Here is a 26,576-nt window from a genome sequence, read left to right on the forward strand (position 1 = left end):
GATGCGCAACGGGGGTGATCGTGGCGTATGTTCACAAACTTCACCGACGAGCGGATCGACGTCGGCGACGCGACGTTGCGGGTGCGACGCCACGGTGAGGGGCCGCCGCTGTTGCTCTTACACGGCTATCCGGAAACGCACGCGATGTGGCACGCGGTCGCGCCGGAACTCGCGGACCGATTCTCCGTCGTCTGTCCCGATCTGCGCGGCTACGGCGACAGCCGCGGTCCGGATGATCCCGTGACCGAGGATTACTCGAACCGATCGATGGCAGGCGATATGACCGCGCTGATGGCCGAACTCGGCCACGACACATTCCGACTCGTCGGTCACGATCGCGGCGCTCGCGTGGGGTATCGACTGACGCTCGATGCGCCCGAGCGCGTCGAGCGCTTCGTCGCTCTCGACATCATCCCGACGCTCGAGACGTTCGAGGCCATGGACTACGAGTACGCCGAGTCGATGTACCACTGGCTGTTTCTCGCCCAAGCGTACCCGCTGCCCGAGACGCTCATCGGGGCCGACCCGACGTTCTACCTCGAGCACATGATGGAGCGGTGGAGCGCCTCCATGGACGGGTTCACCGACGAGGCGCTCGCCGAATACCGCCGGTGCTTCGAGCAGCCGAGCGTCGTCCGCGCGAGCTGTGCGGACTATCGTGCGGGCTTTCACGTCGACACGGCCCACGACCGCGAGTCCCGGGCCACGGGCGACAAAATCGAGTGTCCAATGTTGGCGCTTTGGGGGGCCGGGTCGGGGACCGTCTCCTTCGATCCGCTGGACGTCTGGGAGCGGTGGGCGAGCGACGTTCGCGGGCGCGGACTCGACTGCGGGCACTTCCTGCCCGAGGAGGCCCCCGAGGAGACGCTCGCGGCGCTCGAGACGTTCCTCTGAGTCGTCCGCTCGCCGCAAACTGTTAACACCGTCGCGGGCGACGCCGATACCATGGCAGAGACGACTTCGACGCTTTCGGGTGACGCGGCCATCGTGACCGGCGCGAGTTCGGGGATCGGCCGCGAAACCGCGCTCGCGCTCGCCCGCGAGGGTGTGGACGTGACGCTGGCTGCGCGTCGCGAGGAACGACTCGACGCGCTCGCCGACCGGATCGAGCGCGAGACCGACGCGACGGCCATCGCCGTCCCGACCAACGTCCGCGACGAGGACGGCGTCGAGGCGCTCGTCGAGACCGCAGTCGATCGGTTCGGCGGGCTCGATATCCTTCTCAACAACGCGGGGGTGGTCGTCGGCGGGGACATCGAGGAGCTGTCGACCGAAAAGTACCGGCTCATGATGGAGACGAACGCCGACGGGATGTTCTTCGCGACGCGAGCGGCCCTCCCGCACCTCCGCGAGTCGGGCGGGACGATCGTGTTCATCGGGAGCTTCGCGGGCCAGTACGCCCGGTCGTACAACCCCGCCTACGCCGCGACGAAGTGGTGGGCCCGCGGGTTCGCCCAGAGCGTCGCCGCCCAGACCGGCGGCGACATCGCGGTCACCACGATCAACCCCTCCGAAGTCCGCACGGAGATCGCCGCCGAGACGGGCCGGAGCTTTGCCGAACGCTTCGACGAGGACGAGGCCATCGAACCGGAGGACGTCGCCGAGGCCGTCGTCTTCGCCGCCGGCCAGGAGAACGCGATGGTGAGCGAGCTCGATCTGTACCGACGCGACAAGTTCTCCGTGCTTTGAGTCGCGCTGGATGGATGTCCAGTATCCGCCGCTGATACTGACCGGGCGACAGTATCGGATCGCAAATATTTCAAAATAAGCAAGTTTTATAACGTATCGGGGTATACGTGTGGTTGTAATGCCCGGAACAACCGACGTGCGTTCACCCCGTTCGCGAGAAACTGGACGGTGCGGCGTACGGATACCGCCCGGAAGGCCCCGCTCGACGGAGGTGTCTCGTCACAGACCCTAGCACAGATTCGGCTCAGACACCGCGGCTCCGCGGCCGGCTCCGTCCCGAACCGGCATCCATTGGCATGTGTGCCGGCCGCGACACCTTTCGACGGTGACCATCGACGGCTCCTCGTGGCTCAGACTCCTTTGGGCCGTCGTCGGTTCACGACCTGTCATTCGGATCGACTGGAGCGCCCCGATGGGCGCTCCGTCGTATTTTTCGCCCGTCAGCTACGCTTCGATCGGCTACGCTATTCTCCGAAGTCGTCCTCGAAGCGGAACGTGCCGTTCCGTTGGACGATCTCCCCGTCGACCTCGATGAACGACTCTTCGGCCATGTCGACGATCATGTCGACGTGAACTGCCGACTCGTTGGCCTCCCGTCCCTCCCCCACGCACTCGTCGTAGGCCCGTCCGATCGCCATGTGGACGGTGTCGCCCATCTTCTCGTCGAACAGCATGTTGTACGTGAAGCGGTCGATGTCGCGGTTCATCCCGATCCCCAACTCCCCGAGCCTGCGCGCGCCGGGATCGGTGTTCAACACCTCGGTCAGGAGGTCCTCGTTGTTATCGGCCGCGTGCTCGACGACCTCGCCACCCTCGAAGACCAGGTGTGCGTTCGTGATCTCGCGGCCCTGGTGGTACAGCGGCATGTCGAACAGCACCTCGCCCTCGACGCTGTCGGGAACGGGTGCGGTGAACACCTCGCCGCCCGGCAGGTTCTTCTCGGCGTGATCGTTGAGCGTCTTCATCCCGTCGACGGACATCGTCACGTCGGTCACATCGCTGCTTTTGATCCGCACCTCGCTCGCCGGGTCGAGAACCTCGACCATCCGCGCTTGGTACTCCCGCTGGGCGTCCCAGTCTTTGTTGATCGCGTCCCAGACGAAGTTCTCGTAGCCCTCCGTGCTCATCCCGGCCAGTTGGGCGTTCGCCTGCGAGGGGAACTGCGTGAGACACCACCGCTTCGAGAGCGCGACCTCCTGCACCGGCTGGCGGGCCTTCGCGTGCGCGGCCTGTTTTTCGGGTGGAACGTCGCTCTGTTCGGTTGCGTTCGCCTCCGCGCGGACGCGGATGAGCACGTCGCTCTCCTCGTAGAGGGCCTTCGCGTGCGTGGGCGTGTCGAGGTTCTCCGCATCGACCGACCGGAGGTACGCCCGCTGGGCGCGGCTGTCGCTCGCGAGGTGGATCGGCGTCGCGCCCCGATCGCCGACGACCTCGTGGAGGGCGACGGCGAGATTCTCGGCGACGGTCGGCGCGCTGATGACGACGTTGTCGCCGGGCTCGACGTTCGTCGAGTGATCGACGACGATCTCGGCGTGTTCTCTGATTCGCGGGTCCATACGCTACCGTCCTCACGCGCGCATCTATACGCTTGTGGTGGCGGTCGTCATTCTCGATCTCCGAACACGGGTGCTACGCCTAAGTGCCCGCCCGCCGAAGTCACTCGCATGTGGAGTCGGCGCGATCGAACCGAGGTCGTCTGCATCGCGTGCGGCGACACGCTCGACCGCACTGAGGCCCGCGAGTACGACAAACACGGCGACCGGTGGGATCGCCTCGACAAGGCGTTCGAGTACGTCTGTAAGCCCTGTCACCGCGATCTCTGCCACCAACCGCGCCGCGGCCTTGAATCGTTGCTCGTCGATCTCGATGGCGCCTCCGTCTCCGCTCGCCGGTTCGTCGAGCGCTACTACGACGCCCTCGATTTGACGCGCGGTCCCGACGAGGGCGACGAACGCGAGCGAAGCCCCTGAGACCGGAGGCGGCTCCGAACCGGTGGCCTCGCAACGCCTAACTGTCCGACCGCTCAAGGTCCGGCATGACTGACCGCGACGAACAGGCGTACGCCGGCACCGCTGAGGGGCAGGGTCCCGTCCGGATCGACGAGGAACTCGCCCGCCACCTCGCGAACAAACGCGAGGAGCTCTTCGAGGAGTTCGAGATCCGCGACGAGTTCCCGAGCGAGGTGCTCGAGGAGGCCGAAACCCGCGCCGCCGACCCCGAGGGCGACATCGAATCCGAACTCGAGGAGCGCCGCGACCTCCGCGAGCTGACGACGTGGACCACCGACCCCGCCGACGCACAGGACTTCGACGACGCGATCTCGATCGAACGCACTGAGAAGGGGTACCGACTGTGGGTCCACATCGCCGACGTGACCCACTACGTGACGCCGGACACCGCGATGTGGGAGGAGGCGACGAAGCGCGGGAACACGGTCTACCTCCCCGCCTGCACGATCCATATGCTGCCACCCGTGTTGGCCGAAACCGTCTGTTCGCTCGTTCCCAACGAGGATCGGCTCGCCCACACCGTCGAGATGCACATCAACGGCGAGACGCTCTCGCACGAGTCGATCGAGATCTACAAATCGGTCATCCACTCGGACGCCCGCCAGACGTACAACGACTGCGAGGACCGCCTCGACGACTCCGACGCGCCGCTGCACGCCGAGAACAACCTGGCGTACGAGCTCGCGGAGCGACTCCACGAGCAGCGGAAGGAGGACGGCTCGCTCGTCCTCAACCCCAAGCGCGATCGCGCCCACACGATCATCGAGGAGTGCATGCTGAAGGCGAACAAGGCCGTCACGCACGAACTCCAGTGGAGCCGCGGCCTCGAGGCGATGTTCCGCGTTCACCCCCAGCCGACGCCCCAGGAGTGGGACGAGGCGCTCACGGAGATTCAGGAACTCGACGGCGTTTCGATCCCCGGCGACGCGTGGGACGATCCTCGGAAGGCCGTCAACGCCACGCTCGAAGAAGCACCCGGCCGACAGCTCAACAAGATCCAGTGGGCCGTGATGAAGGTGATGCCGCGCGCGAAGTACATGTCCGATCCGTTCGGCGGGCACCACGCGCTGAACTTCGAGATCTACGGCCACTTCACCTCGCCGATTCGCCGACTTTCGGATCTCGTCAACCACTGGATCATCTACACGAACGACGTGCCTGAGGGAGTCGCAGAGCTCTGCGACCACGCTAGCGACAAACAGAAAGACGCCGAGACCTGCGAGCGCATCTACAAGGACTTCCTCGAGGAGGTCGGGCTCGATCCCCACGCCGTCAACAACCGCGGTATCGAGGTCGTCGAGGACGCCGAAGACGCTCAGTACACGGCCTGAAACGCGTCGCTACCCACCGATCACTCGATGTCCGCCATCCGTTCGGAGAAATCCCAGGTGTAGCACTTCTTCGGCTCGATCCGAATGTGGACCTCCCGACGATCGGCGGCGAGCAGCCCCGTCGCCAACTCGTTATCCGTGCCGCCGAGATACCGAGTCAGTAGCGTTTCCAACAGTACCTTGTCGTCGTCCGGTTCGATCGTCACCGTGCCGGACCCGCGAACGCCCCGGTAGGGTGGCTCGTTGTCGGAGATCTCGAACGCCACGCCGGGATCGGCGCGGAGGTACTCGACGACGTCAGCGTTGGCGCCCGTCGCGCAGTGGAACGCGCCGTCGTCGTAACGATACCACAGCGATAGCATCCACAGTCCACCGGACGGGGTCCGGCAGGCGAGTCGGATCGGAACCGTCGCCTCCGCTAGGTAGCGCTCTGCCTCGGCTTCGGGCCACGCGCCGGTCCAAGTTGGCATGTGCGAACTACGATCCGCGGCGTTATAATACACGTCGAGAGCGCACTCGACCGTCGATTGTCACTCGGTGCGCATCGACTCTCGATCACGATCGTCGCTCGAAATCCACATCGAATGCCGGCGGCTCCGCGCTGTGCGGTTCGGGATTTTGGACTCCTCGGCGTAGTCGTCACATCACACCGTCGGGCGATCATGTAGACAGAAATATCGGTCTACACTATCCAGCGTCTCGGTGGTTTAGGCGTCACGCCGAGTTCGACGGTCCACCGCTCTGCTCATCGAAAATACGACTGAGGCGGTATTTAAACCGAAAGAGGACGGCCGCTCACTTCGCTCGCATCCGATACCCGCACTCTGCTCCGAGTGCTCGCCACACAGCAAACCGGAGACTCGCGAGTTGGAATCAAAGAGGCGCCCGAGGCGGGATTTGAACCCGCGTCACGACCGTGACAGGGTCGTATGATGGGCCACTACACCACCCGGGCTCCCTGCATCCGTCCGTAGCCGGGTTTGTACCTTAAGGCTTTCCAAAGGACGGCGCCGCGGTTCGTTCTCACACACCGACGGCGTTGGGTCGTGCCGGCTTACTCGGGTTTCAGTCCAGCGCCCTCGACGCGCATGACCGCCTCCCCGTCCGGGAGGTTTGGTGCGTCGACGAGTTTGACGATCCGCTTGTTCCCCTTGGACTTCTTGAGGTACATCCGGAACGTCGATTTGTGCCCGAGGATGTTGCCGCCGATCGGCTTCGTCGGGTCACCGAAGAAGGCGTCTGGGTTCGACTGCACCTGGTTCGTGACGACCGTCGCGGCGTTGTAGAGGTTGCCGACCCGATCGATGTCGTGGAGGTGTTTGTTGAGCTTCTGTTGGCGGTTCGCGAGCTCGCCGCGGCCGACGTACTCCGCACGGAAGTGCGCCGTCAGCGAGTCGATACAGACGAGCCGGACGGGGTACTCGTCATCCTCGTACTCCGCGGCAATCTCTTTGGCCTTCTCGGCGAGCAGGATCTGGTGGTTCGAGTTGAACGCCTTGGCGACGTGGATCTTGTCGAGGAACGCCTGAATCAGCTCGTCCATCGCGTCGTCGTCGCTCGGGCCGCCCTCGATCTCCTGATCTTCCATCGCGGCTTCGAGGACCTCATCGGAGAGTCCGCGGACCATCTCTTCGATCCGCTCGGGGCGGAAGGTGTCCTCGCTATCGATGAAAATGCACCGCCCGTGGAGGCCACCGGCGTCGTTCGGCAACTGGACGTTCACTGCGAGCTGGTGGGTAATCTGGGACTTTCCGGCCCCGAACTCGCCGTACACCTCGGTGATCGATTGCGTCTCGACGCCGCCGCCGAGCATGTCGTCGACCTCCGGGATGAGCCACTTGAGCTTCCCGATCTGTTCGCGGCGCTCGAGCACGTCCGCCCCCGTTTCGAAGCCGCCGATATCTGCTGCGCTTCTGGCGGCTTGGATGATGTCGTTGGCGTTCGATTCGCCGATATCCGCCGTGTTCGAAAGCTCGGCCGGTCCGGCGACTGCGATACTCTGGTACGAATCGTATCCGTTCTCGCGCAGTTTGTCCGCGGTCGCGGGACCGACTCCCGGAAGCTCCTCCAGGTTCTCCGTGCTTGCTGCCATACTCTTCCCTGTGACCGCCCGATACATAAAGCCTCGTCAACAGCTAGGTGAAAGTAAAACCGCGCGAGTGCGGTGGGGGAGATTCATTGCATTTCCGAACGTTTAGGTACGACTCCGCGTTCGAACGCGGGGTCAGCCCCAGGGGTGGCTATCGCCTTCGGGCCACATCGGGTACCAGTACGAGGTGTCGTCCTCCACGTCAAGTTCGCCGTCGAGATTGCTTTCGAGTTTGAACTCGAGGGTGCCGTCTCGCTCGCGTCCCCCTGTCGGAACGAACGGATAGTACGCTCCACGTCGGAACGAGTAGATCCAGTACGCCGTCGTGTCGTCCCGTTCAAACGAAAACAGCGCCGCCAGCAGTCTGGAGCCGAACCCCTCCTCGATGAGCGTATCGGAAGCGAAGTGGACGCTCGTGACGAGGTTCTCGAAGTCGGAATCTCGCAGTACGATCCAGTTGTAGCCGTGGCTGTCCTCGATGAACGACGCCGAGGTCCCCGTCTCTTCCTCGCCGAGTTCGAGCACCGCCTCGACTTCCCGGCGAGCGTCACGGAACGCGGTGCTCTCGACGTTCCCAAAGCAAAGCGCCGCGTCCCCCGTGGGGACGAAATCCAGATCTGCCTCCATCGTCACGTACGCCGTGGACATCCCGAAGAGATCCTCAGGGTCCGCATCGCGAGTCGCGTCCGTCTCCGCGCTCCACCCGAGCGCCTGTCGAACTGCATCGAAGAGCCCCATCATCGAGTAGCGGGGGCGCGAACCGCATAGGCGTTATCGTCGACTCGTACCTGACGTCCCCGACCGCGCAGTACGCGCGCCACCCGGCAGTTCATATACGGAGACGAAGCCAGCGCCCGTATGTCCTGAGCGACCGTCGGTGGTCCGCCGAGGCGGGAGAGCGCAAAGCGTTATCGCGGAGCACGGGTCACCGGTCGACGCGTTCCGCCTGTTCGCCAGTTACCGTTCGACGCCGCGATCGGCGAGCAGCGCTTCGAACTCGGATTGATCCAGCGTCTCGATCCCGTGTTCGTCCGCGGCATCGCGTTTTCTCCGCCCCGGATTCGCTCCGACGACGAGGTAGTCCGTGTTGCCCGACACGCTCGACGTCGCCGATCCGCCGTGTCGCTCGACCAACTCTTGGGCTTCCTCGCGTGTCATCCCGTCGAGCGATCCGGTGAAGACGAACGTTACCCCCTCGAGTTCGTCGCCCGCGGTTTCGACCGGCTGCGGTTCGACGCCCGCTTCGAGGAGATCGTCGATGATCGCGCGGTTCCGTTCGTTCTCGAAGAATTCGGCGACATCGCGCGCGACGGTCGATCCGACCCCGTCGACCGCCTGAAGTTCCCCTTCGGAGGCCGCCAGCACCGCGTCCAGCGTCCCGAAGTGGCGGGCGATGTCGGCCGCCGTCGTCTGCCCGACGCCCGGCAATCCGAGCGCGGAGAGGAACTCGGCCAGCGTCGGCTCCCGGCTCGCCTCGATCTCGCGACGGAGGTTTTCCGCGCTCGTCTGCCCCCAGCCATCGAGCGACGCCAGTTCGTCGACCGAAAGCGCATAGAGGTCCGGCAGACGTTCGACCACCCCCTCGTCGATCAGTTGATCGACCGTCTTCGTCCCGAGTCCCTCAACGTCGAGCCCCGACCGGGAGGCGTAGTGCTGGACCGCGCGTCGGAGCTGCGCCGGACAGCTGACACCACCGGTACAGAACGCGATCGGGCCGTCCCGCTCGATCGGGCTCCCACAGACCGGACAGGCGTCCGGGAACTCGAATCCTCTGTCGTCACCATCGACGACCGCCTCGACGTACGGGATAACGTCGCCCGCCCGCTTGATCCGGACGGTGTCGCCGATGCCGACGCCCAACTCGGAGATCTGCTTCGGGTTGTGAAGCGTCGCACGGGACACTTCCACGCCTCCCACCTCGACGGGATCGAGCAGCGCGACCGGGGTCACTCGCCCCGTTCGTCCGACCTGCACGACGATATCCCGAACCGTTGTCACCTCGGTTCGAGCGGGGAACTTGTAGGCGTATGCCCACCGGGGCGCACGGGCGGTCGATCCAAGTGTCTCGCAGGCGTCCGTCCGATCGACTTTGATCACCGTCCCGTCGATCTCGTAGTCGAGATCGTCGCGGAGCTCGAGCATCTCCTCACGGAACGCGACGGCTCCATCGATATCCCCGACGCGCCGCGAGTGGTCGTCGGTCCGAAACCCCCACCGATCGATCGCGCGGCGTTCGTCGAGCCGCGTCTCGAACTCGCGGCCGCCGCCGTCGAGGATGTCGAAGACGAAACACGTCAACGGGCGCTCGGCGGTGACCGACGGATCGAGTTGCCTGAGCGTTCCGGCAGCGGCGTTTCGCGGGTTCGCGAACGGGTCGTCGCCGCGCTCGATCCGCTCGCGGTTGTGCGCTTGAAACGCGTTCTTCGGCATCAGCACCTCACCTCTCACTGCGAGGAACTCCGGCGGATCGCCGTGAAGTTCCAGCGGGACCGACCGAACGGTGCGGACGTTCCGAGTCACGTCGTCGCCCTCGAACCCGTCGCCGCGTGTCGCGGCCCGTTCGAGTCGGCCGTCTTTGTAGACCAACTCGACGGAGAGGCCGTCGAACTTCGGCTCACAGAGGTACTCGATCGGCCCATCGTAGCCGGCGTCGGCCAACCGGTCCCGGACCCGTCGGTCGAACTCCCGAACCTCGGCTTCCTCGACCGACGAATCGATCGAGAGCATCGGAGCGACGTGTTCGACGGTTTCGAGTCGGTCGAGCGGCTGCCCGCCGACTCGCCGTGTGGGACTCGTCTCCGAGTGCAGCCCGAACGCCGATTCGAGCTCGACGAGTCGGGTGAACAGCGTATCGTACGCTCGATCGGAGATCACGGGATCGGCGAGCTGGTAGTATCGATAATCGTGATACCGAAGCGCCTCTCTGAGCCGGTCGACCTGTCGTTCGGCCGTCTCGCGGTCGAGATCGGAGACCGACTCGAACGACCGCGGCGGATCGCGAACGTAGGGGTTGTCCTCGGGTTCGTCCATTGGTGGTGTTTCGAAAGCGACGTTGAAAAACCGCGACAGTTCGATCGTCGGAGCGACCGTCCATGGGCCCAAACGGCGACTACAGCCCCGCGACGTCCTCGATGGCGTCGGTCAGCGCTTCGATGCTTTCGACGGTGTGCTCGCCCATGTGGCCGATGCGGAACGTCTTCTCGCCGAGTTGGGAGCCGTAGCCGTTCGAGAAGGCCATGTCGTATCGTTCGTCAACCGTTTCGATCGTTTCGGCGACGTCGATCCCCTGCGTGTTCTCGATACAGGCGACCGTCTGGGACTCGTAGCCCGCCTCGGGGAACATGTCGAAGTGCTCGTCGGCCCATTCGCGGGTGTACTCGGCCATCTCGCGGTGGCGCTCCGAGCGACCCTCGTGGCCTTCCTCGAGCATGTGTTTCATCTGTTTTCGGTAGGCCAGCATGATCGGAATGGCCGGCGTCGAGTGGGTCTGTCCCTTCCGGTCGTAGTAGTCCAGACAGCGCTGGAAGCCGCCGTACCACGACGCGGATTCCTTGTCGAGTTCGCGTTCGTAAGCGTCGTCGCTGACGACGCAGATCGTCAGCCCCGGCGGCATGGCAAAGGCCTTCTGCGAGGACGCGAAGATGACGTCGATGCCGTGTGCGTCGATGTCGACGTAGTCGCCCCCGAGCGACGACACCGCGTCGACGACGAAGTATGTGTCCGGATACTCGGCGACCACGTCGCCGATCTCCTCGATCGGGTTCCGGACGCCGGTCGAACTCTCGTTCATCACGCAGGCGACGACGTCGTAGTGTTTGTCGCTCGTTTCGAGTGCTTCGCGGATGTCCTCGGGCTTGACCGCCTGTCCCCACTCGTACTCCAGTCTGTCGACGCGCTTGCCGAGTCGCTCGGCGACGTTGGCGTGGCGTTCGCTGAAACTCCCGCAGGTCGCCACGAGGATGTTCTCGTCGACGAGGTTGAGCGTCGACGCCTCCCAGAACTCCGTCCCCGACGCCGTGAGGATGATGACGTCGTTTTGCGTGCCGAGGAACTCCTTCGTGTCCTCGACGATGGTGGTGTACAGATCCGTCATCCGGTCCATGCGGTGGCCGAACATCGGCTCGCACATCGCCTCGATGACGTCGTCGCGAACCTCCGTCGGTCCAGGGATGTACAGCGTCTTGTCGGGGTAGTCGTCTCTGTATTCGCGTTTTTTCGTCACGGGAGTCACCTGTTAGGTACGATGTCGTGGGGACAACGCATGGTAGTTTTGATCCGCAGGCGGCTCGCCCCGATGGGGTCACTCCCTCGTTCGAAACGCCGCCGTCGGGTCCGGAACGACCCTGATCAACACCGGGAGCGTGACGACCGCGATGGCGATCTCGATCCCGCCGGCGACGACGAAGGCGACGAAATAGTCGTACCGGGACGCGAGCCACCCGCCGCCGACGATCCCGCCGAGGAATCCGAGACTGCCGAAGATGTTGAACCCGCCCATCGCCGCGCCGCGCTCCGTCGCGTCGACCAGATCAGTGACGAGCGCCATCGTCGCGGGCGCGACGAGCGCGCCGAGCACCCCGACCGCCACCATTCCGACGGCGGCGGTAAGGACAGTCGGTGCCATCCCGACGCCGACGATCGCGGCGCCGAACCCGGCCGAACCGGCGACGATCGGAACGACCCGTCCGATCCGATCGGAGAGCGATCCGAACGGGTACTGCAACAGCGCGAAGGGGACAAAAAAGCACGCGAGTAACAGCCCGATGCCGGCCGGATCGAGGCCGAACGCGTCGCGGAAGTAGAACGTCCCGATGAGGCCGAAAAACCCCGCGGCGAAGCGGTCGGCGAAGCCGAACGCGAACGGGACGATGAGTACGGGCGTCCGCCGGAGGCTTCCGAGGGTCTCCCGCAGTCGCCGACCGTCGCCTCGCGCTCGGTCGGGGACCGTCGTGACGACCGCGGCGGCGAGCAACAGCAGGACGGCCGAGGCGAGGATCGGCGCGAGCGGACCGAACGCGTATAGCTGTCCGCCGACCGGCGCACCGAGTGCGGCCCCCCCGCCGATCGCGATGCCCGCCGCGCCCATGTTCTTGCCGTGTCCCCCCTCGAGATCCATCAGCATCGTGATCGCGAGCGAGAACGCGCCGATGGTGAACGTCCCCTCGACGAACCGAAGGACCAGCGCCGTCCGGAAGTCGCCGAATCCGAACAGCACCGTCGCCGACAAGACGAGGTACGTCGTCGCTCCACCGATCGCCCCGAGGACGATGAACGGCACGCGCCGTCCGGTCCGATCCGACACCGCACCCCAGACGACCGAAAACAGGACGAACGCCAGCAGCTGGACGGCCAAAAACGCGGTCCCCGCGTCGATCGACGGCGCGCCGCCCAGCGCTTCGACCAGCCGATCGACGCCGGGGTAGACCAACAGCTGCGTGAAGAGCACGACGAAGACGACCGCGGCGAGCCGGGCACGCTCTGTGTTTCCCACGCGAGCCGATTGGGCCGGGGACTACTTGTACGCAGTTACATTCGATGGGTCGGGAGCGCCGCGACGCGCCGTCGCTAGCCGTCGCCCCACACGTCGGACAGCGGGTGGTCGTCGATGTTCCGCGTCGCGTTCGAGCGGCGTCGGCCGCGGTTCGTTCGGTCGGCGTCGCCGAGCGCCAGCGCGGGATCGAACGGCGGTAGATCGGGGGCTTCGAGCCGGTCGACCTGCGCTTCGAACCACGGCGGCATGTCGGTTCGCGCCCGATCGAACAGGTCGAGCAGCGAGCTGTCGGCGAGGTACGTCGCCCCGTAGTCGTCCGGTGCCCGGACGACCCGACCGCACGCTTGGATCACCGTCCGGAGCGCCGCCCGGTAGTACCAGCCCCACTGACCGTCCTCCAGCCGGCGGGCGACCCGCGAGTCGTTCGTGTTCGGATAGGGAGCCTTACAGAGCACCTGCCACCGACAGAGGTCGCCACGGAGATCCAGCGCCTCCTCCATCTTCACGGAGATGAACACGTCCGGATCGCCGTCGCGCTTCCACCCCGACAGCGCGGCGTCGCGGTTCTCGGTGTCGTGTCTCCGGATCCGATCGCCGACGCCGAACTCCTCGAGCAACTCGAAGAGGCGTTCGGCGATGGCGTACGAGTGGGCGTGGATCAGGCCTTTCTCGTCGTCGTGTTTCGCTATCAACCGGACGATCGTTCGGGCCACCTTCGGCAGCGTCTCGTCGCGGTGCTCGTAGGTCATCTTCCCGCGCGTCACGTCGTACAGCGGGCGGTTCTCGACCGGAAACGTGTGGGGGACGTCGACCATCGTGACCGTCGCTGGATCGAGCCCCGCCCCGCGACAGAACGCCTTCTTGTCGAGCATCGTCGCCGACAACAGCGCGAACTTCGCTCCGCGGTTCCAGACGGTGTGGTGGAGATATCTGGCCGGATCGAGCGGTTTGATCTGAACCGCGCCGCCGCGCGGGTCCTCGTGGGTCCCGCGCTCGGACTGGTCGGCGACCCAGACCGTCGGACTGTCGGCGTCTCTGAGATCCTCGAGGAACCACCCGAGATCGCGGATCAGCTCGGCCAGCTGGTCGCGCTCCTCGGCTTCGGATTCGCTCAACTCGACGCGCCCGCGGAGCTCCTCCTGTCGCCGGCCGCAGGCGTCGATCAGCGTCTCGGCGTAGGGTTCGACGTCCGACACATCCTCTATCTCCGGCGGCCGGTGGGATCCCCAGACAGGCACGGTTGCCGGCGACAGCTCGATCGTCGCGTACATCTCGGCCCACTCGGAGAGCCCATGCGCCTCGTCAATGACGACCACGTCGCGCTCGCCGAACACCTCGCTGCCGGCGGTCTGCATGAAGTACGCGAGCGTCATCGCCGCGATCGAGCCGTTCGAGGCCGTCGCCCGGTCAGCGAAGTACGGACAGCGGTGCGTGACAGGGCAGTTGAACCCCCGCTCGCGCGCACAGGGAGCGCGGTTGACCGGCGTCGAAGTGTCCCCCGGCAGGATGCACGAGTAGTTCGACTTGCCCCGAACGATGTTCAGATCCTCGAGCAGCTCGTCGCCGGCGACGTCGTCCAGTTGGGAGACCTGCGGCGTCGTGTAGTACGCGCCGGTCGGCAGGCTCGGCGCGTCCTCGCCGTCGCGTCGCGCACAGCCCGCGATGGCCCGCGCCAGCAGCGACTTGCCGCTCCCGGTCGGCGCTCGGACCAACACGACGTCGTTGCCGGCCTCGAAGGCGTCACGGATGTCACTCAGCGCCTTCTCCTGTGCGCCTCGAAACGACGGGGCCGGAAACTCCGCGGCGATGCGCGATGCGTCCACGGCGGACCGACGGGCCGCGCGGTTCTAAAGTGATCGGATCCGGTCAGGCGTCTTCGCCCTCTGCCTCGGTGGCCTCGATGTCCGTCGTCTCGGTCCCCATCGTTTCGACCCCCGCGTCGCGCTCGGACCGGATCTCGATGGCGACCAGATACAACACCGCGATCACCATCAGCACCGTCGCGAGCACCGAGACCGTCCCGACTACCGTCACTGCGTCGACCATATATGAGTGGCATCGCCGACGACAATAAACGTATCTCCGGTCGTTAACGATCGGCGCTACTCCGCTTCGAGGGCCAGCGACGCCAACAGCGCCTCCAACTGGATCTGCTCGTTCGCGCCGGCGGTGATCCGGTAGTCGGCCTCGCCGATCCGCTCCATGAGCCGGACGGCCTCCCGGTCGCCGATCTCGAACTCCCAGACCGAGCGGTGCATCTGGTCGATCACGTCGCCGCCGGCGATGCCGACGTCGGTCAACAGCGTGTCGAGCTGGGCGCGCGCCGCGGTAAAATCGCCTGCGAGCGCGGTCGTCACCATCTCCTGGATCTCCTCGGGCCGGGCCGTCGAGGTGATCGTGTAGACGGCCTCCTCGTCGACCACGTCGCCCATGACGGCGGCGGCCTGCAGCCCGTTGATCGCCTTTCGCATGTCGCCGTCGGCGGCGTAGACGAGCGCGTCCATCCCGCCGTCGGTGATCTCGATGCCCTCCGCCTTCGCGATGATCTCGATCTGCGTTTCGATCGCCTCGTCGCCCAACGGCGAGAACCGAAACACCGCACACCGCGACTGGATCGGATCGATGATCTGTGAGGAGTAGTTACACGAGAGGATGAACCGGGTGTTATCGGAGAACTGCTCCATCGTCCGCCGAAGGGCTGACTGGGCGTCGGACGTGAGCGCGTCGGCCTCGTCGAGGAAGATGATCCGGTGGTCGTAGCCGCCGAATGAGGCCCGCGCGAAGCTCTTGATCCGGTCGCGGACCACGTCGATCCCGCGCTGATCTGAGGCGTTCAACTCCAGGAAATTCTCGCGCCAGTCGTCGCCGTAGATCTCCTTTGCGACCGCGATCGCCGAAGTAGTTTTCCCGGTTCCGGCCGGCCCGGCGAACAGAAGATGGGGCAAATCTTGCTGGCTAATGTACTGCTGCAACCGTTCCGTGATCGCCTCGTGGCCGACGACGTCGTCGAGCGTCTGGGGGCGGTACTTCTCGATCCAGATCTCCCGCCCACGGTCCTCGGCAGCGGCCTCGCTCATATCCGGACGTGGCTCCCGTCGGGCATAAAGCCCCCGAGATGGCCGCCGTTGCGGTGGACAAACGGCACGCTGAAACCGCTCGCCGTTGTAGCGAGCGCATGGACGTGACGTGTGAAGTCCTCGGCGAGGGGACTCACGAACTCGACCTCGCCGCGGATGCGACCTACGGCGACGTGCTCGCCGCCGTCGGCCTCTCGACGCACGAGGCGTCGGTCCTCGTCGACGACCGCCCGGTCCCGGAGGATCGTCCCGTCGACGCGGACTCGGTTCGGGTGATCCGGCTTATAAAGGGTGGATGACCGACGCCGAGTCTTCCGTGACGGTCCGAGCCGCGACCCCCGACGAGTACGTCCCCGTCCGGTCGATCCTCGAGGCCGCGCTGCTGGAGGTCGATCGCGGCCTCGTGAGACGGTCCGCCGTCCTCGTCGCCGTCGCGGATGATCGGATCCTCGGTGCGCTCGCCCTCCGCGGTCCGGAGATCGAGGCCGTCGCCGTTCGCCCCGGCCGCCGCGGACAGGGGATCGGCAGGCGACTCATCGAAGCGGCGGCACGGCGGCGGCCTCACTTGATCGCTGGCTTCGATCCGGCGGTTCGGCCCTTTTATACGGCGCTCGGGTTCGAGGTTCGGTGTTCGGCCGGCCGATGCCGGGGGTGGCTATAAATCGTGATGAGCCTCGCCCCCGCGTCTGTGGCGGGGATCACCCAACGACGAACCCAGAACGTTGACATTCGACCCCCCGCTACGACACGGTAATGACCGATAGAGCGGACGAGCGTTCAGCGGACGACTCGTCCGACGCCGATCCGTTCGAATACCCTGCCGACGCCGAGCCACGAGGTGAGTCCGAACCATCCCCAGTGCGCTCTCGTCGACGGCCCAACGACGACGCCGATACGGCTGACTCGCCGACGGGCGTTATCGGCTGGATCCGGTGGTTCTGGCGGGGCGATACGGGCTCGCTGGTGTACGTGCGCGACGCCCTGACGAGCCTCGTTATCGTCGTCGCAATCGGCCTTCTCCTGTTCGCCGCCAGCGGCGTTTGGCCGCCGATGGTCGCCATCGAATCTGGGAGCATGGAACCGAACATGGAGCGCGGAGATCTCGTCTTCCTCGTCGACACCGATCGGTTCGTCCCGGACGGGGCCATCGTCGCCGACGGCGTCTCGACGGGCGTTGTCCCCGCCGACGTGGCCGAGCGAAACGGTCGGACAGAGTTCAATCGCCCCGGCGACGTGATGGTCTTTCGGCCCAACGGCAACACCGCGGACACTCCGATCATCCACCGCGCGATGTTCTGGGTCTCGGCCGACGAGAACTGGTACGATCGTGCCGACCCCGCCCGGATCGGTGACGCCGAGAACTGCGAGGAATTAAACCACTGTCCCGCCCCCCACGCCGGGTTCATCACGAAGGGCGACAACGAACTCACGAACAGACACTACGATCAGGCGTCCCGGCTGTCGGCGCCGGTTCGTCCCGACTGGATCATCGGAACGGCTGAGCTGCGGGTTCCGTACCTCGGCTACGTTAGACTGCTGCTCTCCGGCGTCATGGTGACGCCGGTCGAACCGGCGGTCGCCGATCCACTCGAGCCGTCCGCGACGCGGGACACCTCTCCCGCAAGCGCGAACGTTACTGCCGCGCCTGTTCGAGCCACCCCTCGGCCCGCTTGACGCCGACCCCGGCAGCCTCAGCGACCGCCGCGGCGTCAGCGTCACGTAACGCCTCGACCGTGCCGAGCCCCGCGTCTCTGAGCCGCTCGGCGTAGGTCGGCCCGATCCCGTCGATCGCCTCGACGTCGGTGCCCTTCGCGTCCGACTCGGCGACGCGCTCGTCGTCGCCGGGGGATTCGATCTCGATCTCGACCGCTTGGTCGCGCTCGTCGCCCGCCCCTTCCGCGCCGTCCGTTGCGGCCGGTTCGTCGGGCGAGTGCTCGACGTACCACTCGGCGACCTTCGGCCAGAGCGCCTGGTGGCTCGATCCCGAGACGGACAGCCCGATGTGCCCCGTCGGATGCTCGAAGATATCCGTCTCCTCGGAGGCGACCACGTCGTTGAACGGCTTGCTCGTCTCCGGCGGGATCAGGTGATCGTACTCGCCGACGATCTGCAACACAGGGATGTCGATCGACCCGACGTTGACGTGCTCGTCGCCGAGGTACATCTCGTTGTCGTGGAGCTTGTTCGACTGGTAGATCTCCTCGAGGAACTGGACGTACGTCTCGCCGGCGAGGTCGATCCCTTCGGAGAGCCACCGCTCCATGCGGGCGAAGTTCTCGACGAAGTCGTCGTTCTCGAGGTTGTCGTAGAGGCGGACGTACTTCGAGACGAAGTTCGCGACTGGATCCATGAGCGCGAACCCGATATCGAGCATCTCGGCGGGGACGTTTCCGTAGGCGTCGACGACGTCGCGGGGGTCGTAGAACTCGTCGTCACCCCACAGCTCGAGGACGCCGCCCTCGCCGTCGAAACAGAGCCCAGCAGCCATGAGCCCCAGCGCCCGAACCTTCTCCTGGTGGAGGGCGGTGTAGATCGCCGACATCGTCCCGCCCATGCAGTAGCCGAGGACGTTGATGCGGTCGACTCCCGAGCGTTCGCGGACGACGTCGACGCAGTTGTCGATGTAGCGGTTGACGTAGTCGTCGAGCGTGAGGTGGCGATCGAGCCGCGAGGGCTCGTTCCAGTCGATGAGGTAGACGTCGTGGCCGGCGTCGAGCAGCCGCCTGACGACGCTTCGGTCGGGCTGGAGGTCGAGGATGAACGGCTTGTTGATCAGCGCGTACACCGCGAGGATCGGCGTCCCGTGCTGTTCGTCGGTTCGCGCCTCGTAGTGCAGCAGTTCGAGTTTGTTCTCCTCGTAGACGACCTCGCTTGGGGTCTGTCCCACCTCGACGTCCTGTATCCGTTCGACCTGTTCGCCGGCGACCGCGCCGCGTTGGACCGATCCGACCGCCGTTTCGAGCAGTTCGCGCTGGACGTTCAACGCGAACGAAAACGGGTTGTTGGCGCTCATTCGAGACTCTCTATGATGCGATCGAGTTTCTCCTCGACGCGGTGCTGTCTGCGCTCCAGTTCGACGAGCCGCTCGCCGACCTCATCGATGTCCGAGCGGGTCGGCATGCCGAGCTGGACGAGGGTCTCCTCGCCGATCTCGTCTGCCTGCTCGCGCATCTCCATCATCGCGTTGACCAGCCGGCCGTTCGCCGCGGCGAACGCCGACGTCCCCATCACTTGTTTGAACGCCTCGTTGGCGCTCTGGAGCCAGATGTCGCGGAACTCCGTCACCGAGACCTCCTCGCCCTCGGCGGCGTCGGCCGTCCGATCGAACATCTCCTCGGTGGCGTCCATCCACACCTCGTAGGCCTCGTTGTACCCCTCGACGCTGCTCGCCCACTCCGTTTCGGTCGGCATCGAGTCCTCGACAGCGTCTGCCCACGACTCCATGAACGCCGCGCTCGCCTCCATGTTCTGCTCCATCGACGCCGCGACCGCCTGGTTCATGTTCTCGACCAGTTCGTTCCACTCCACCTGTACGTCCTTGGTATATTCACTCATTATTGGTGTATCCTCGGCTGGGCCACAAAAATCCGGGCATTACTCACGACGCGTTGACACGTCCCGCCTCACTCGTCGTCTCTGTTCCGCTTGACCGGGACGATGACCGTCTGGACGATGTCCCCCTCGCCGATGTCGAGCGCCTCGCGCTCGGCGTCGGGAATCGAGATCCGGCCACCGCTTTGGATCCGCGTCTTGAACGTCGCCATCTGCGTCATCGTCCCAAGCTGTTCGGAGATGGTCCCGAGATCAGGCGTCCCCGACGCTCCACCACCCATGAACAGGTTTCGTAGCGCCTCTTGCTGTTGTCGCGTCGCCTTCTCGGACGTCTCCTGCATCGCTTTCAGCATGTTCGGCGGCCACAGTATCCCGTCTTGCGTTTCGTTTTCGTCGGCCATTGGCTGTACGTGAGCGGACGAACGAGAATAAAACTTCTGATGAATGGTGTCAAATGGTTATAAAAACCATACGAGACCTATCAGAACCTACTCGGTCACCACCTTTTAGTATCAGAAGCCCGTACAGTGTCCAGAGATGACTAACGATTCGTATTCGATGCCGTTCGAAACGTGGGCGGCGGCATCCTCTCGCGTCTTCAACACCTTCCTCGAGGCCAACCGAGCGGCCAATCAGGCCGCGATCTCCATGCTCGGCTCCCGGCAGGCGACGAACGGCAAGCGAACGACGAACGGCACCCGAAACGATGTCGCACTCGGCGCGGCCGAGGAGCGCCGTATCGAAGCTGGCGAGGACCTTGACGAGTGGGCGGCCCATCGAGAGATCGACGGCGAACTCTCGGTGGGCGATTTGGTCCGGTTCACGAAGACCATCTCCCAGCGGGACATCGAGCGATTCGCCGCGGCCTCCGGCGACACGAACCCGATCCACCTCGACGACGAGTGGGCCGAGGAAACACGGTTCAACGGCCGCATCGCGCATGGCATCCTCGTCTCCGGGCTGATAAGTGCTGCCCTCGCCCGCTTCCCCGGTAGCGTCGTGTACCTCTCACAGGATCTGGAGTTCCGCGCCCCCGTCCGGATCGGTGATCGCGTCACGGCCACCGTCGAGATCGTCGAGGATCTCGGCGGCGATCAGTTCCGCATCCGGACGAGCGTCGCGAAGGACGACGATCCCGTCATCGACGGCGAAGCCGTCGTGCTCATCGACGACGCGCCGATCGACGACGCCTGAGGTCTCAACTTTTCTCCGAGCGACGACGTCTCAGTTCAGTATCGATCCGACATCCGCGTCGCTTTCTAACGCTTTACGAAGCTCCGCAGCGTTCGCATCGAGCGCGTACTGCGGTCGTCCCTTACCGACCGGCGATCGGTCCTCGGGGCGCTGCTCGTCGAGCATTCCCGCTTCGGCCAATCCGCCGAGCGCGCGCACCGTATCCGCTTCCGAGAGCCCGCCGATCGGCTGGCCGTCCGCCCGTTCGAGCAGATCTCGCGCTGCCGATCGGATCGCGGCGGCGTCGACCGGCGTCCGACCTCGCTCGGCGAGATCCACCATGCAACAGAGGATGATCCGCTGTGCGAACGTCGTCGAGTCGGGATCGTACATATATAAGCAGATACCCGCGGGCGGGATAAATCCTCTCCACGCTCCGGGCGACACCGTATTTTATATTCTCTCCCGAAGACATGCTATATGTTATCGCATGACTCTTGCAGAACGGACGTGTCTGGTCACGGGCGCATCGCGGGGAATCGGGCGGGCGATCGCTGAGGAGTTGGGCGCACACGGTGCGGACGTGGCGGTCAACTACCGATCGTCGTCAGACGAGGCGCGGGCGGTCAAGGAGCGAATCGACGACGGCGACGGGCGGGCAATGCTCGCGCAGGCTGACGTCTCGAACCGCGCGGCGGTCGGGTCGATGTGCGAAGCGATAACGGATGAGTTCGGGCCGATTGAGGTGTTGGTGAACAACGCGGGGATCACGGTCGACAAGAAGTTCGAGAACATGACTCGCGAGGACTGGGAGCGCGTCATCGACGTCAACCTCGGCGGTGTGTTCAACTGCACGAAGACGTGTTTCGACGACATACGATCGGCGGAGGAGGGGCGGCTGATCAACATCTCGAGCGTGGTGGGCCAGCAGGGCAACTACGGGCAGGCGAACTACGCGACCACCAAATCCGGGCTGTTCGGCTTCACCCGCACCCTCGCGCTCGAACTCGCCTCCGAAGGCTCCACCGCCAACTGCGTCGCCCCCGGCTTCGTCGAGACGGACATGCTCTCCGACGTTCCCGACCGGGTCAAAGAGCACATCCTCAAGCGGATTCCGCTGGATCGGTTCGCGACGGTCGACGATATCTCCGGTATCGTTCGCTTCCTCGCCAGCCACGATTCGAGCTACATGACCGGCCAGGTGCTCGGCGTCAACGGCGGTATGGAGTGGTAGATGTCGGGACGCGCCGGCTCGAACCGTCCGGAGTGCGACGGCCAACTGGCGTCGGAGGACGGCGGGATGACCTATCGGTGTCGCGATTGCTCGCAGTCGTTTGATCCCGCCGATGTCTTCTTGCTGTGACTTTCTCGCCTCGCTCCTCGCGGTTCGTCACCGATCGATGACGAGCAGCGCCACCCGTTCGAGGACGAGCGATTCGAGATCCGCGTCGGTCGCGTTCAGTTCGACATCCTCGATATCGTAGAACGCACGCACCAGACGTTCGTCGTAGTCACCGAGCGTCTCCGCCGGCGCGAGCAGTTCGCGAACCGCTTCGCCGGCGTTCGCTTCGTCCCCAGAGCCGTCGACGAGGACGACGGCCGGCGTCTCGCCGGTCGAGATACCCATCTCCAGAGCCCGATCGATCTGTCGCCGCCCCGCCGCGTACAGCGTGATCTCGACGGCGCGGTCGCGCGCGACCGCCTCGCCGCGGTCGCGCGCCCTGTCGGCGAGCTCGACGGCGCGTTCGAGATGCCGTTCCGAGACGACGTATCGGGCGTCGAACGCCTGCACCGTCACGCCGTGCTCGTCGCCGATTCGACCGAGCGCCGCGACGAGTTCGCCGACGTCCTCGAACCGGTCGCCATCCACGTTCGCGATCCCCTCGATCAGGCGCATGCCATCACCATCAGAAATCACCGAGATTCGATTGGTCCGGCCCCGCCGGTCCGGCGGTCGCTCCCTCGCGGTCGTCGTCTCGGTCCGGAACCGCCGTCGCATCCGGTTCGATCCCGTCCATATCCGGGTCGCGGTGGCCGGCGGCTTCGAGCACGTTTTCGGCCGTCTTCTCGCGGCCGCGGAGGGCGGCCAGAACGACCGCCTTCTCGGCCTCCCGGAGTTCGGCGCGCGTCTCGATACCCGCGTCGTGGAGCCGACGGGCCCGCTTTCGTCCGACGCCACGGACCCCCGCGAGATCGATCAGCTCCTCTCGGACGCCGTGTTTGACGCGCGTTCTGGCCTCCGCGATCGCCCGCACGCTGTCGAGGCCGAGCTCGCTCGCCAGCGACTCCGCAGCGCCGAGCAGCCACTCGGCGGTGTCGACCTTCCCGCGGATGTCACCCGGCCCGACCCCGTAGCGCTCCGCGATCTCGCTCTCGTCGATCTCGCTCGCCCAGTCTTCGAGCATCCGCGCTGTCTTCAGCGCCGACAGCCAGTCATCGAAGCGTCCCTCCTCGAACTCGCTGGGCATCTCGCCGAGGAACGTCGATTCGCGCTCGTAGGCCAACATCGTGTACTCCTCGCGGTCGCCCGACCGGAGGTACAGCTCGTACATGTCTGGGGTCCGCGAGACGAGGTGGTACAGCCCCATCGCGGTCGGCGTTCCCCCCGCTTCGAGGCCGTCGATGATCTCGGCGGCGCTCATGGGATCGAGATACAGCCGCGAGACGGTGTGGCCGAGGTTCGTCGCTTCGATCGTCTCCCCGCGGTCGACGAACCCGTTTCGCTCCAGATACTCGAGGGTCGTCTCGACGATCCGCTCGAGGTTGTCGCCCCCGTCGGAGCCGTGGCGGTACTGCGTCGCGTAGAGCGTCTGATCCAGAAACTCCAACAGCGCCTCGCGCGAATCGGCGAAGCCGGAGGCGACCGTCGCGAGCAGGTGCGTCCGCATCGAGGGCTCGCGGGCCAGTTTCGACTCGACCGGCTCGGGGTCGGCCCAGACGTAGCGATCGAGCAGTTCGTCCAGTTCGTCGTGGCTGTTCGCGAGCAGCAGCGCCTCGCCGTAGGGATCGCGCCCCGGTCTGCCCGCCCGACCCATCATCTGGTGGACTTCGAGGACCGAGAGTGGCTGCATCCCGCCCGCCTCCCCCGAGTACCGCCGCCAGTCGCGGACGACGACGCGTCGGGAAGGAGTGTTGACGCCCGCCGCGAGCGTCGGCGTCGCGCAGACGACCTTGATGAGCCGGTCGCGAAAGGCGTCCTCGACGATCGACCGGTGTTGGCTCGAACAGCCGGCGTGGTGGAACGCCGCGCCCTCCTCGACGCAGTTCGCGAGGTCCTCGCTCGTCTCGGTGTCGGAGACGCCTCGGATCTCCTCGGCGAGTTCGGCGAGCCGCTCGCGCTCCTCGTCGTCGAGCCCGTCGCGGCTCGTGTTCGCCAGCCGCTTTGCGGCCCCCTCGGCGTTCCGCCGCGAGTTGACGAACACGAGCGTCGAACCGCCCTCCGCGAGCGTGTCTCGGACGATCGCCTCGGTGGGTTTCTCGTTCGACCCGACGCGCAACTCGCGTTGGGATCCGTCGCCGAAGTGCAGCGCCTGTCCGTACTGAACGCCCGTCTTGAGCTCGATCGGCCGCCACGCCGAGTCGACCAATGCGGCGTCGAGCCACTCGGCCATCACCTCGGCGTTGCCGACGGTCGCCGAGAGCGCGACGACCTGTAGGCTCGGGTTGATCCGGCGGAGCTTCGCGAGCGTCACCTCCAGCGTCGGCCCCCGGTTCGGGTCGTTCACGAGGTGGACCTCGTCGCTTACGACGCAGTCGAGTTCGTTGACCCACGGCGCGCCGTTTCGCACGAGCGAGTCGACTTTCTCGCTCGTCGCGACGATGATATCCTTCCCGGAGAGCCACTCCCCGCTCTCGTCGTAGTTCCCGGTCGAGACGCCGATCGAGACGCCGTGGGCCTCGAAGGCGGAGAACTCCTCGCGCTTCTCGCTCGCCAGCGCCCGCAACGGGACGATGTACAGCGCCTTCCCGCCCCGCTCGACCGCCGACAGCATCGCAAGCTGTGCGATAAGCGTCTTGCCGCTGGCGGTCGGGATCGACGCCACCAGACTGTCGCCGTCGGCGACGCCCGCCTCGACGGCCTCCGCTTGCGGCGGATACAGCGACTCGATACCCTCCTCCTGGAGGTGATCCGCGACCCACGGCGGTACCCCGGAGACCTCGGCAACGTCCATTGGTCCCCGCTTGTGCGTCACCGAATGTAAATGATCGTATCGGCGACCGAACCCTGGATCCGTTTTAACGACTAATGGTGATAACACGCCTTCGTGCTCGACGCGCGCGCGATACGTGCCGATCGACGGACGGTGCGTGTCCTCCACGTTGACGACAATCGATCGATTCTTGATCTCACTGCGGCGTTTCCCGACCGGGAGTTGGCCGACGTCTCCGTCACGTCCGAAACCACCCCCGACGACGCCCTGTCGCGACTCGAGACGGAGTCGTTCGACTGCGTCGTGAGCGAATACGAAATGTCGGGACGAAGCGGACTGGAACTGTTCGAGGCGATCCGCGAGGATCACCCGCTGCTCCCGTTCGTCCTCTACACGGGCAAGGGGTCCGAGGAGATCGCGAGCCAGGCCGTCAACGCCGGCGTCACGGGCTACTTCCAGAAGGGCGGTCCGGACCAACAGCGCCGGCTCGCCAATCGGGTCAGACAGGCGGCCGAGAAGTATCACACGCGGATCGAGGCCGATCGCTACTCGACCGTCCTGCGCGCGCTCGACTACCCGATATACGTCGTCGACGAGACCGGCGTGTTCTCCTACGTCAACGACGCGATGGTCGAGCTGACCGGCTACGAGCGCGAGGAGATAATCGGCGCTTCGACGGACATCATCAAAGACGACGAGGCCGTGGCGGCGGCCGAGCGCGAACTTGGCGACATTCTCTCACACGAGGGCCCCGACACCACTCAGTTCTACGTCGATGTCGTCCCGAAAGACGGCGACCCGATCCCGTGTCGCGATCACATGGCCGTGTTGCCGTACGAGGGCGAGGAGTTCCGCGGGAGCGTCGGCATCCTGCGCAACGTCTGCGAGGAAGTCAGCCGCGAGGAGACGCTCGAACGCCGCGAGCGAGAACTCGAGCGGAAGACGCGGGCGATGGACGAGGCCCCGGTCGGGATCACGATCACCGATCCGAGCCGCGAGGACAACCCGATGATCTACGTCAACGGCCGGTTCGTCGAGATGACCGGCTACCCGCGATCGGACTCGATCGACGAGAACTGTCGTTTCCTCCAGGGCCCTGAGACAGACGAGCAGTCAGTGAACGAACTCCGCCAAGCGATCGATACCGGCGAGGCGACGACGGTAGAAATCAAGAACTACCGCAGGGACGGCGAACCGTTCTGGAACCGGGTCAGCATCAGTCCGCTGTTGTCCGAGGACGGCGAGGCAGAGTCTTGGGTCGGCTTCCAGCGCGACATCACGGCGTACAAGAATCGCGAGCGGGAGCTCGAGCGACAGAACGACCGGCTCGAACGGTTCGCTGGCATCGTCAGTCACGACCTCAGATCGCCAATGAGCGTCGCAGCGGGGCGGATCGAACTGGCGAAGGCCGAGGGCGAAGCCGACAGGGCGGCGAACCTCGACGCCGCCCTCGACGCGCTCGATCGGATGGATACGATCGTCGACGACACGCTCACGCTGGCCCGGCAGGGCGACACCGTCGGCGAGCCGGAGACGGTGTCGCTGTCGTCGGTCGCCGAGGAGTGTTGGCGGACGACTGAGACGGACGACGGTTCGATCGAAGTCGCCGGCGACTTGCGGTTCCGAGCGGACCCCGATCGGCTCCGGAACCTCGTCGAGAACCTCCTCGGAAACGCGATCGAACACGGCGGCGAACGCGTCACCGTTCGGATCGGTGCGCTGGACGACGGCTTCTACATCGCCGACGACGGCCCGGGGATCGACGAGGCCGAACGCGAGTCGGTGTTCGATCCCGGCCACACGAGCGCTGAGGACGGGACCGGATTCGGCCTCGCGATCGTCAACGAGATCGCCGAGGCCCACGGCTGGACCGTCTCGATCGGCGACGCCGAGGTCGGCGGCGCGCGGTTCGAGATCCGCGACGTTACGACCGTCTGAGCCGACCGTTTGACCGTCGGAGTCGATCAGTTTCCGCACCGCTCGCACTTGTCGTCACCTCTTTGATCCCCTCGCC

The 26,576-nt window shown here is 65.5% G+C and carries 27 protein-coding genes and 1 tRNA gene; 11 read left to right on the plus strand and 17 right to left on the minus strand.

Annotation, left to right across the window (positions count from 1 at the left end):
• The first annotated feature begins 27 nt into the window (after window positions 1-27).
• Together DM868_RS13170 and DM868_RS13175 are read left to right on the plus strand one after the other, a co-directional pair.
• Window positions 28-894 carry an alpha/beta fold hydrolase gene (locus DM868_RS13170; RefSeq protein WP_137277299.1) on the plus strand — a complete coding sequence of 289 codons (867 nt, stop codon included), beginning with the start codon at window positions 28-30 and terminating at the stop codon, window positions 892-894.
• Window positions 895-945: 51 nt separating this feature from the next.
• On the plus strand, window positions 946-1,689 hold the full coding sequence (locus tag DM868_RS13175; RefSeq protein ID WP_137277300.1) for an SDR family oxidoreductase: 744 nt from the start codon (window positions 946-948) through the stop codon (window positions 1,687-1,689).
• Window positions 1,690-2,153: 464 nt separating this feature from the next.
• Here DM868_RS13175 and DM868_RS13180 read toward each other — a convergent pair whose 3' ends face one another.
• Entirely contained in the window at window positions 2,154-3,245 is a 1,092-nt protein-coding gene (locus tag DM868_RS13180) for an aminopeptidase (protein WP_137277301.1), read from the minus strand.
• 108 nt (window positions 3,246-3,353) lie between these two features.
• Between DM868_RS13180 and DM868_RS13185 the strand changes: the two genes are divergently transcribed.
• Window positions 3,354-3,659 (plus strand): DUF7562 family protein, encoded by a 306-nt coding sequence (locus DM868_RS13185; RefSeq protein WP_137277302.1) that lies wholly within the window; start codon window positions 3,354-3,356, stop codon window positions 3,657-3,659.
• Between the two features lie 65 nt (window positions 3,660-3,724).
• Window positions 3,725-5,029: an RNB domain-containing ribonuclease gene (locus tag DM868_RS13190; RefSeq protein ID WP_137277303.1), complete on the plus strand. Its 1,305-nt coding sequence runs from the start codon at window positions 3,725-3,727 to the stop codon at window positions 5,027-5,029.
• A 20-nt stretch (window positions 5,030-5,049) separates the two neighbouring features.
• On the opposite strand, the gene DM868_RS13195 is transcribed toward DM868_RS13190, so the two are convergent.
• The 10 genes from DM868_RS13195 to DM868_RS13240 all read right to left on the minus strand — a co-directional run bounded on the left by DM868_RS13195 (window position 5,050) and on the right by DM868_RS13240 (window position 15,686).
• Entirely contained in the window at window positions 5,050-5,499 is a 450-nt protein-coding gene (locus DM868_RS13195) for a pyridoxamine 5'-phosphate oxidase family protein (protein ID WP_137277304.1), read from the minus strand.
• Window positions 5,500-5,911: 412 nt separating this feature from the next.
• Window positions 5,912-5,984 (minus strand) — tRNA-Asp (locus tag DM868_RS13200).
• A gap of 99 nt (window positions 5,985-6,083) precedes the next feature.
• Entirely contained in the window at window positions 6,084-7,121 is a 1,038-nt protein-coding gene (radA, locus tag DM868_RS13205; protein ID WP_137277305.1) for a DNA repair and recombination protein RadA, read from the minus strand.
• A gap of 132 nt (window positions 7,122-7,253) precedes the next feature.
• On the minus strand, window positions 7,254-7,856 hold the full coding sequence (gene pspAB, locus DM868_RS13210) for a PspA-associated protein PspAB (protein ID WP_137277306.1): 603 nt from the start codon (window positions 7,854-7,856) through the stop codon (window positions 7,254-7,256).
• 219 nt (window positions 7,857-8,075) lie between these two features.
• Entirely contained in the window at window positions 8,076-10,148 is a 2,073-nt protein-coding gene (ligA, locus tag DM868_RS13215; protein WP_137277307.1) for an NAD-dependent DNA ligase LigA, read from the minus strand.
• Window positions 10,149-10,227: 79 nt separating this feature from the next.
• Window positions 10,228-11,340 carry a pyridoxal-phosphate-dependent aminotransferase family protein gene (locus DM868_RS13220; protein ID WP_137277308.1) on the minus strand — a complete coding sequence of 371 codons (1,113 nt, stop codon included), beginning with the start codon at window positions 11,338-11,340 and terminating at the stop codon, window positions 10,228-10,230.
• 78 nt (window positions 11,341-11,418) lie between these two features.
• Window positions 11,419-12,609 (minus strand): MFS transporter, encoded by a 1,191-nt coding sequence (locus DM868_RS13225; protein WP_137277309.1) that lies wholly within the window; start codon window positions 12,607-12,609, stop codon window positions 11,419-11,421.
• A gap of 74 nt (window positions 12,610-12,683) precedes the next feature.
• Window positions 12,684-14,432 (minus strand): helicase C-terminal domain-containing protein, encoded by a 1,749-nt coding sequence (locus DM868_RS13230; protein WP_137277310.1) that lies wholly within the window; start codon window positions 14,430-14,432, stop codon window positions 12,684-12,686.
• A gap of 43 nt (window positions 14,433-14,475) precedes the next feature.
• A complete protein-coding gene (locus tag DM868_RS13235) occupies window positions 14,476-14,655 on the minus strand; it encodes a hypothetical protein (RefSeq protein ID WP_137277311.1) in 180 nt (59 codons plus the stop codon).
• 56 nt (window positions 14,656-14,711) lie between these two features.
• A complete protein-coding gene (locus DM868_RS13240; RefSeq protein WP_137277312.1) occupies window positions 14,712-15,686 on the minus strand; it encodes a replication factor C small subunit in 975 nt (324 codons plus the stop codon).
• A gap of 98 nt (window positions 15,687-15,784) precedes the next feature.
• Here DM868_RS13240 and samp2 point away from each other — a divergent pair, with 98 nt between their 5' ends.
• The 3 genes from samp2 to DM868_RS13255 all read left to right on the plus strand — a co-directional run bounded on the left by samp2 (window position 15,785) and on the right by DM868_RS13255 (window position 17,360).
• Window positions 15,785-15,985, plus strand: a complete 201-nt coding sequence (samp2, locus tag DM868_RS13245; RefSeq protein ID WP_137277313.1) for a ubiquitin-like small modifier protein SAMP2 — start codon at window positions 15,785-15,787, stop codon at window positions 15,983-15,985.
• On the plus strand, window positions 15,982-16,347 hold the full coding sequence (locus tag DM868_RS13250) for a GNAT family N-acetyltransferase (RefSeq protein ID WP_137277314.1): 366 nt from the start codon (window positions 15,982-15,984) through the stop codon (window positions 16,345-16,347). Before samp2 ends, DM868_RS13250 begins: the two co-directional genes overlap by 4 nt.
• Window positions 16,348-16,439: 92 nt before the next feature.
• Entirely contained in the window at window positions 16,440-17,360 is a 921-nt protein-coding gene (locus DM868_RS13255; protein ID WP_170964520.1) for a S26 family signal peptidase, read from the plus strand.
• Here DM868_RS13255 and phaC read toward each other — a convergent pair.
• The 3 genes from phaC to DM868_RS13270 form a co-directional block, all read right to left on the minus strand.
• Window positions 17,320-18,699 (minus strand): class III poly(R)-hydroxyalkanoic acid synthase subunit PhaC, encoded by a 1,380-nt coding sequence (gene phaC / locus DM868_RS13260; protein ID WP_137277315.1) that lies wholly within the window; start codon window positions 18,697-18,699, stop codon window positions 17,320-17,322. The two genes, DM868_RS13255 and phaC, sit on opposite strands and share 41 nt — an antisense overlap.
• Window positions 18,696-19,241, minus strand: a complete 546-nt coding sequence (locus DM868_RS13265; RefSeq protein ID WP_137277316.1) for a poly(R)-hydroxyalkanoic acid synthase subunit PhaE — start codon at window positions 19,239-19,241, stop codon at window positions 18,696-18,698. The genes phaC and DM868_RS13265 overlap by 4 nt, the downstream gene beginning before the upstream one ends.
• A gap of 68 nt (window positions 19,242-19,309) precedes the next feature.
• The gene (locus DM868_RS13270; protein ID WP_137277317.1) at window positions 19,310-19,639 is read right to left on the minus strand and encodes an AbrB/MazE/SpoVT family DNA-binding domain-containing protein; all 330 of its coding nucleotides are present in this window, start codon (window positions 19,637-19,639) and stop codon (window positions 19,310-19,312) included.
• A gap of 136 nt (window positions 19,640-19,775) precedes the next feature.
• Between DM868_RS13270 and DM868_RS13275 the strand changes: the two genes are divergently transcribed.
• Complete coding sequence (locus DM868_RS13275) at window positions 19,776-20,432, plus strand: MaoC family dehydratase (RefSeq protein ID WP_137277318.1); 657 nt, start codon at window positions 19,776-19,778, stop codon at window positions 20,430-20,432.
• Between the two features lie 30 nt (window positions 20,433-20,462).
• Here the strand turns inward: DM868_RS13275 and DM868_RS13280 are convergent, their stop codons facing one another.
• On the minus strand, window positions 20,463-20,804 hold the full coding sequence (locus DM868_RS13280) for a hypothetical protein (RefSeq protein WP_137277319.1): 342 nt from the start codon (window positions 20,802-20,804) through the stop codon (window positions 20,463-20,465).
• A 97-nt stretch (window positions 20,805-20,901) separates the two neighbouring features.
• Here DM868_RS13280 and DM868_RS13285 point away from each other — a divergent pair, with 97 nt between their 5' ends.
• Together DM868_RS13285 and DM868_RS15680 are read left to right on the plus strand one after the other, a co-directional pair.
• Entirely contained in the window at window positions 20,902-21,645 is a 744-nt protein-coding gene (locus DM868_RS13285) for a beta-ketoacyl-ACP reductase (protein ID WP_137277320.1), read from the plus strand.
• On the plus strand, window positions 21,646-21,774 hold the full coding sequence (locus DM868_RS15680; RefSeq protein ID WP_281280724.1) for a hypothetical protein: 129 nt from the start codon (window positions 21,646-21,648) through the stop codon (window positions 21,772-21,774). It begins immediately after the preceding gene.
• Window positions 21,775-21,801: 27 nt separating this feature from the next.
• Here the strand turns inward: DM868_RS15680 and cgi121 are convergent, their stop codons facing one another.
• Entirely contained in the window at window positions 21,802-22,308 is a 507-nt protein-coding gene (gene cgi121, locus DM868_RS13290; protein ID WP_137277321.1) for a KEOPS complex subunit Cgi121, read from the minus strand.
• A 10-nt stretch (window positions 22,309-22,318) separates the two neighbouring features.
• Entirely contained in the window at window positions 22,319-24,583 is a 2,265-nt protein-coding gene (locus DM868_RS13295; protein ID WP_137277322.1) for an ATP-dependent DNA helicase, read from the minus strand.
• Between the two features lie 93 nt (window positions 24,584-24,676).
• Here DM868_RS13295 and DM868_RS13300 point away from each other — a divergent pair, with 93 nt between their 5' ends.
• A complete protein-coding gene (locus DM868_RS13300) occupies window positions 24,677-26,500 on the plus strand; it encodes a PAS domain-containing protein (protein WP_222845550.1) in 1,824 nt (607 codons plus the stop codon).
• Window positions 26,501-26,576 lie beyond the last annotated feature (76 nt).

The sequence above is a fragment of the Natronomonas salsuginis genome, assembly GCF_005239135.1.
Lineage (GTDB): Archaea > Halobacteriota > Halobacteria > Halobacteriales > Haloarculaceae > Natronomonas > Natronomonas salsuginis.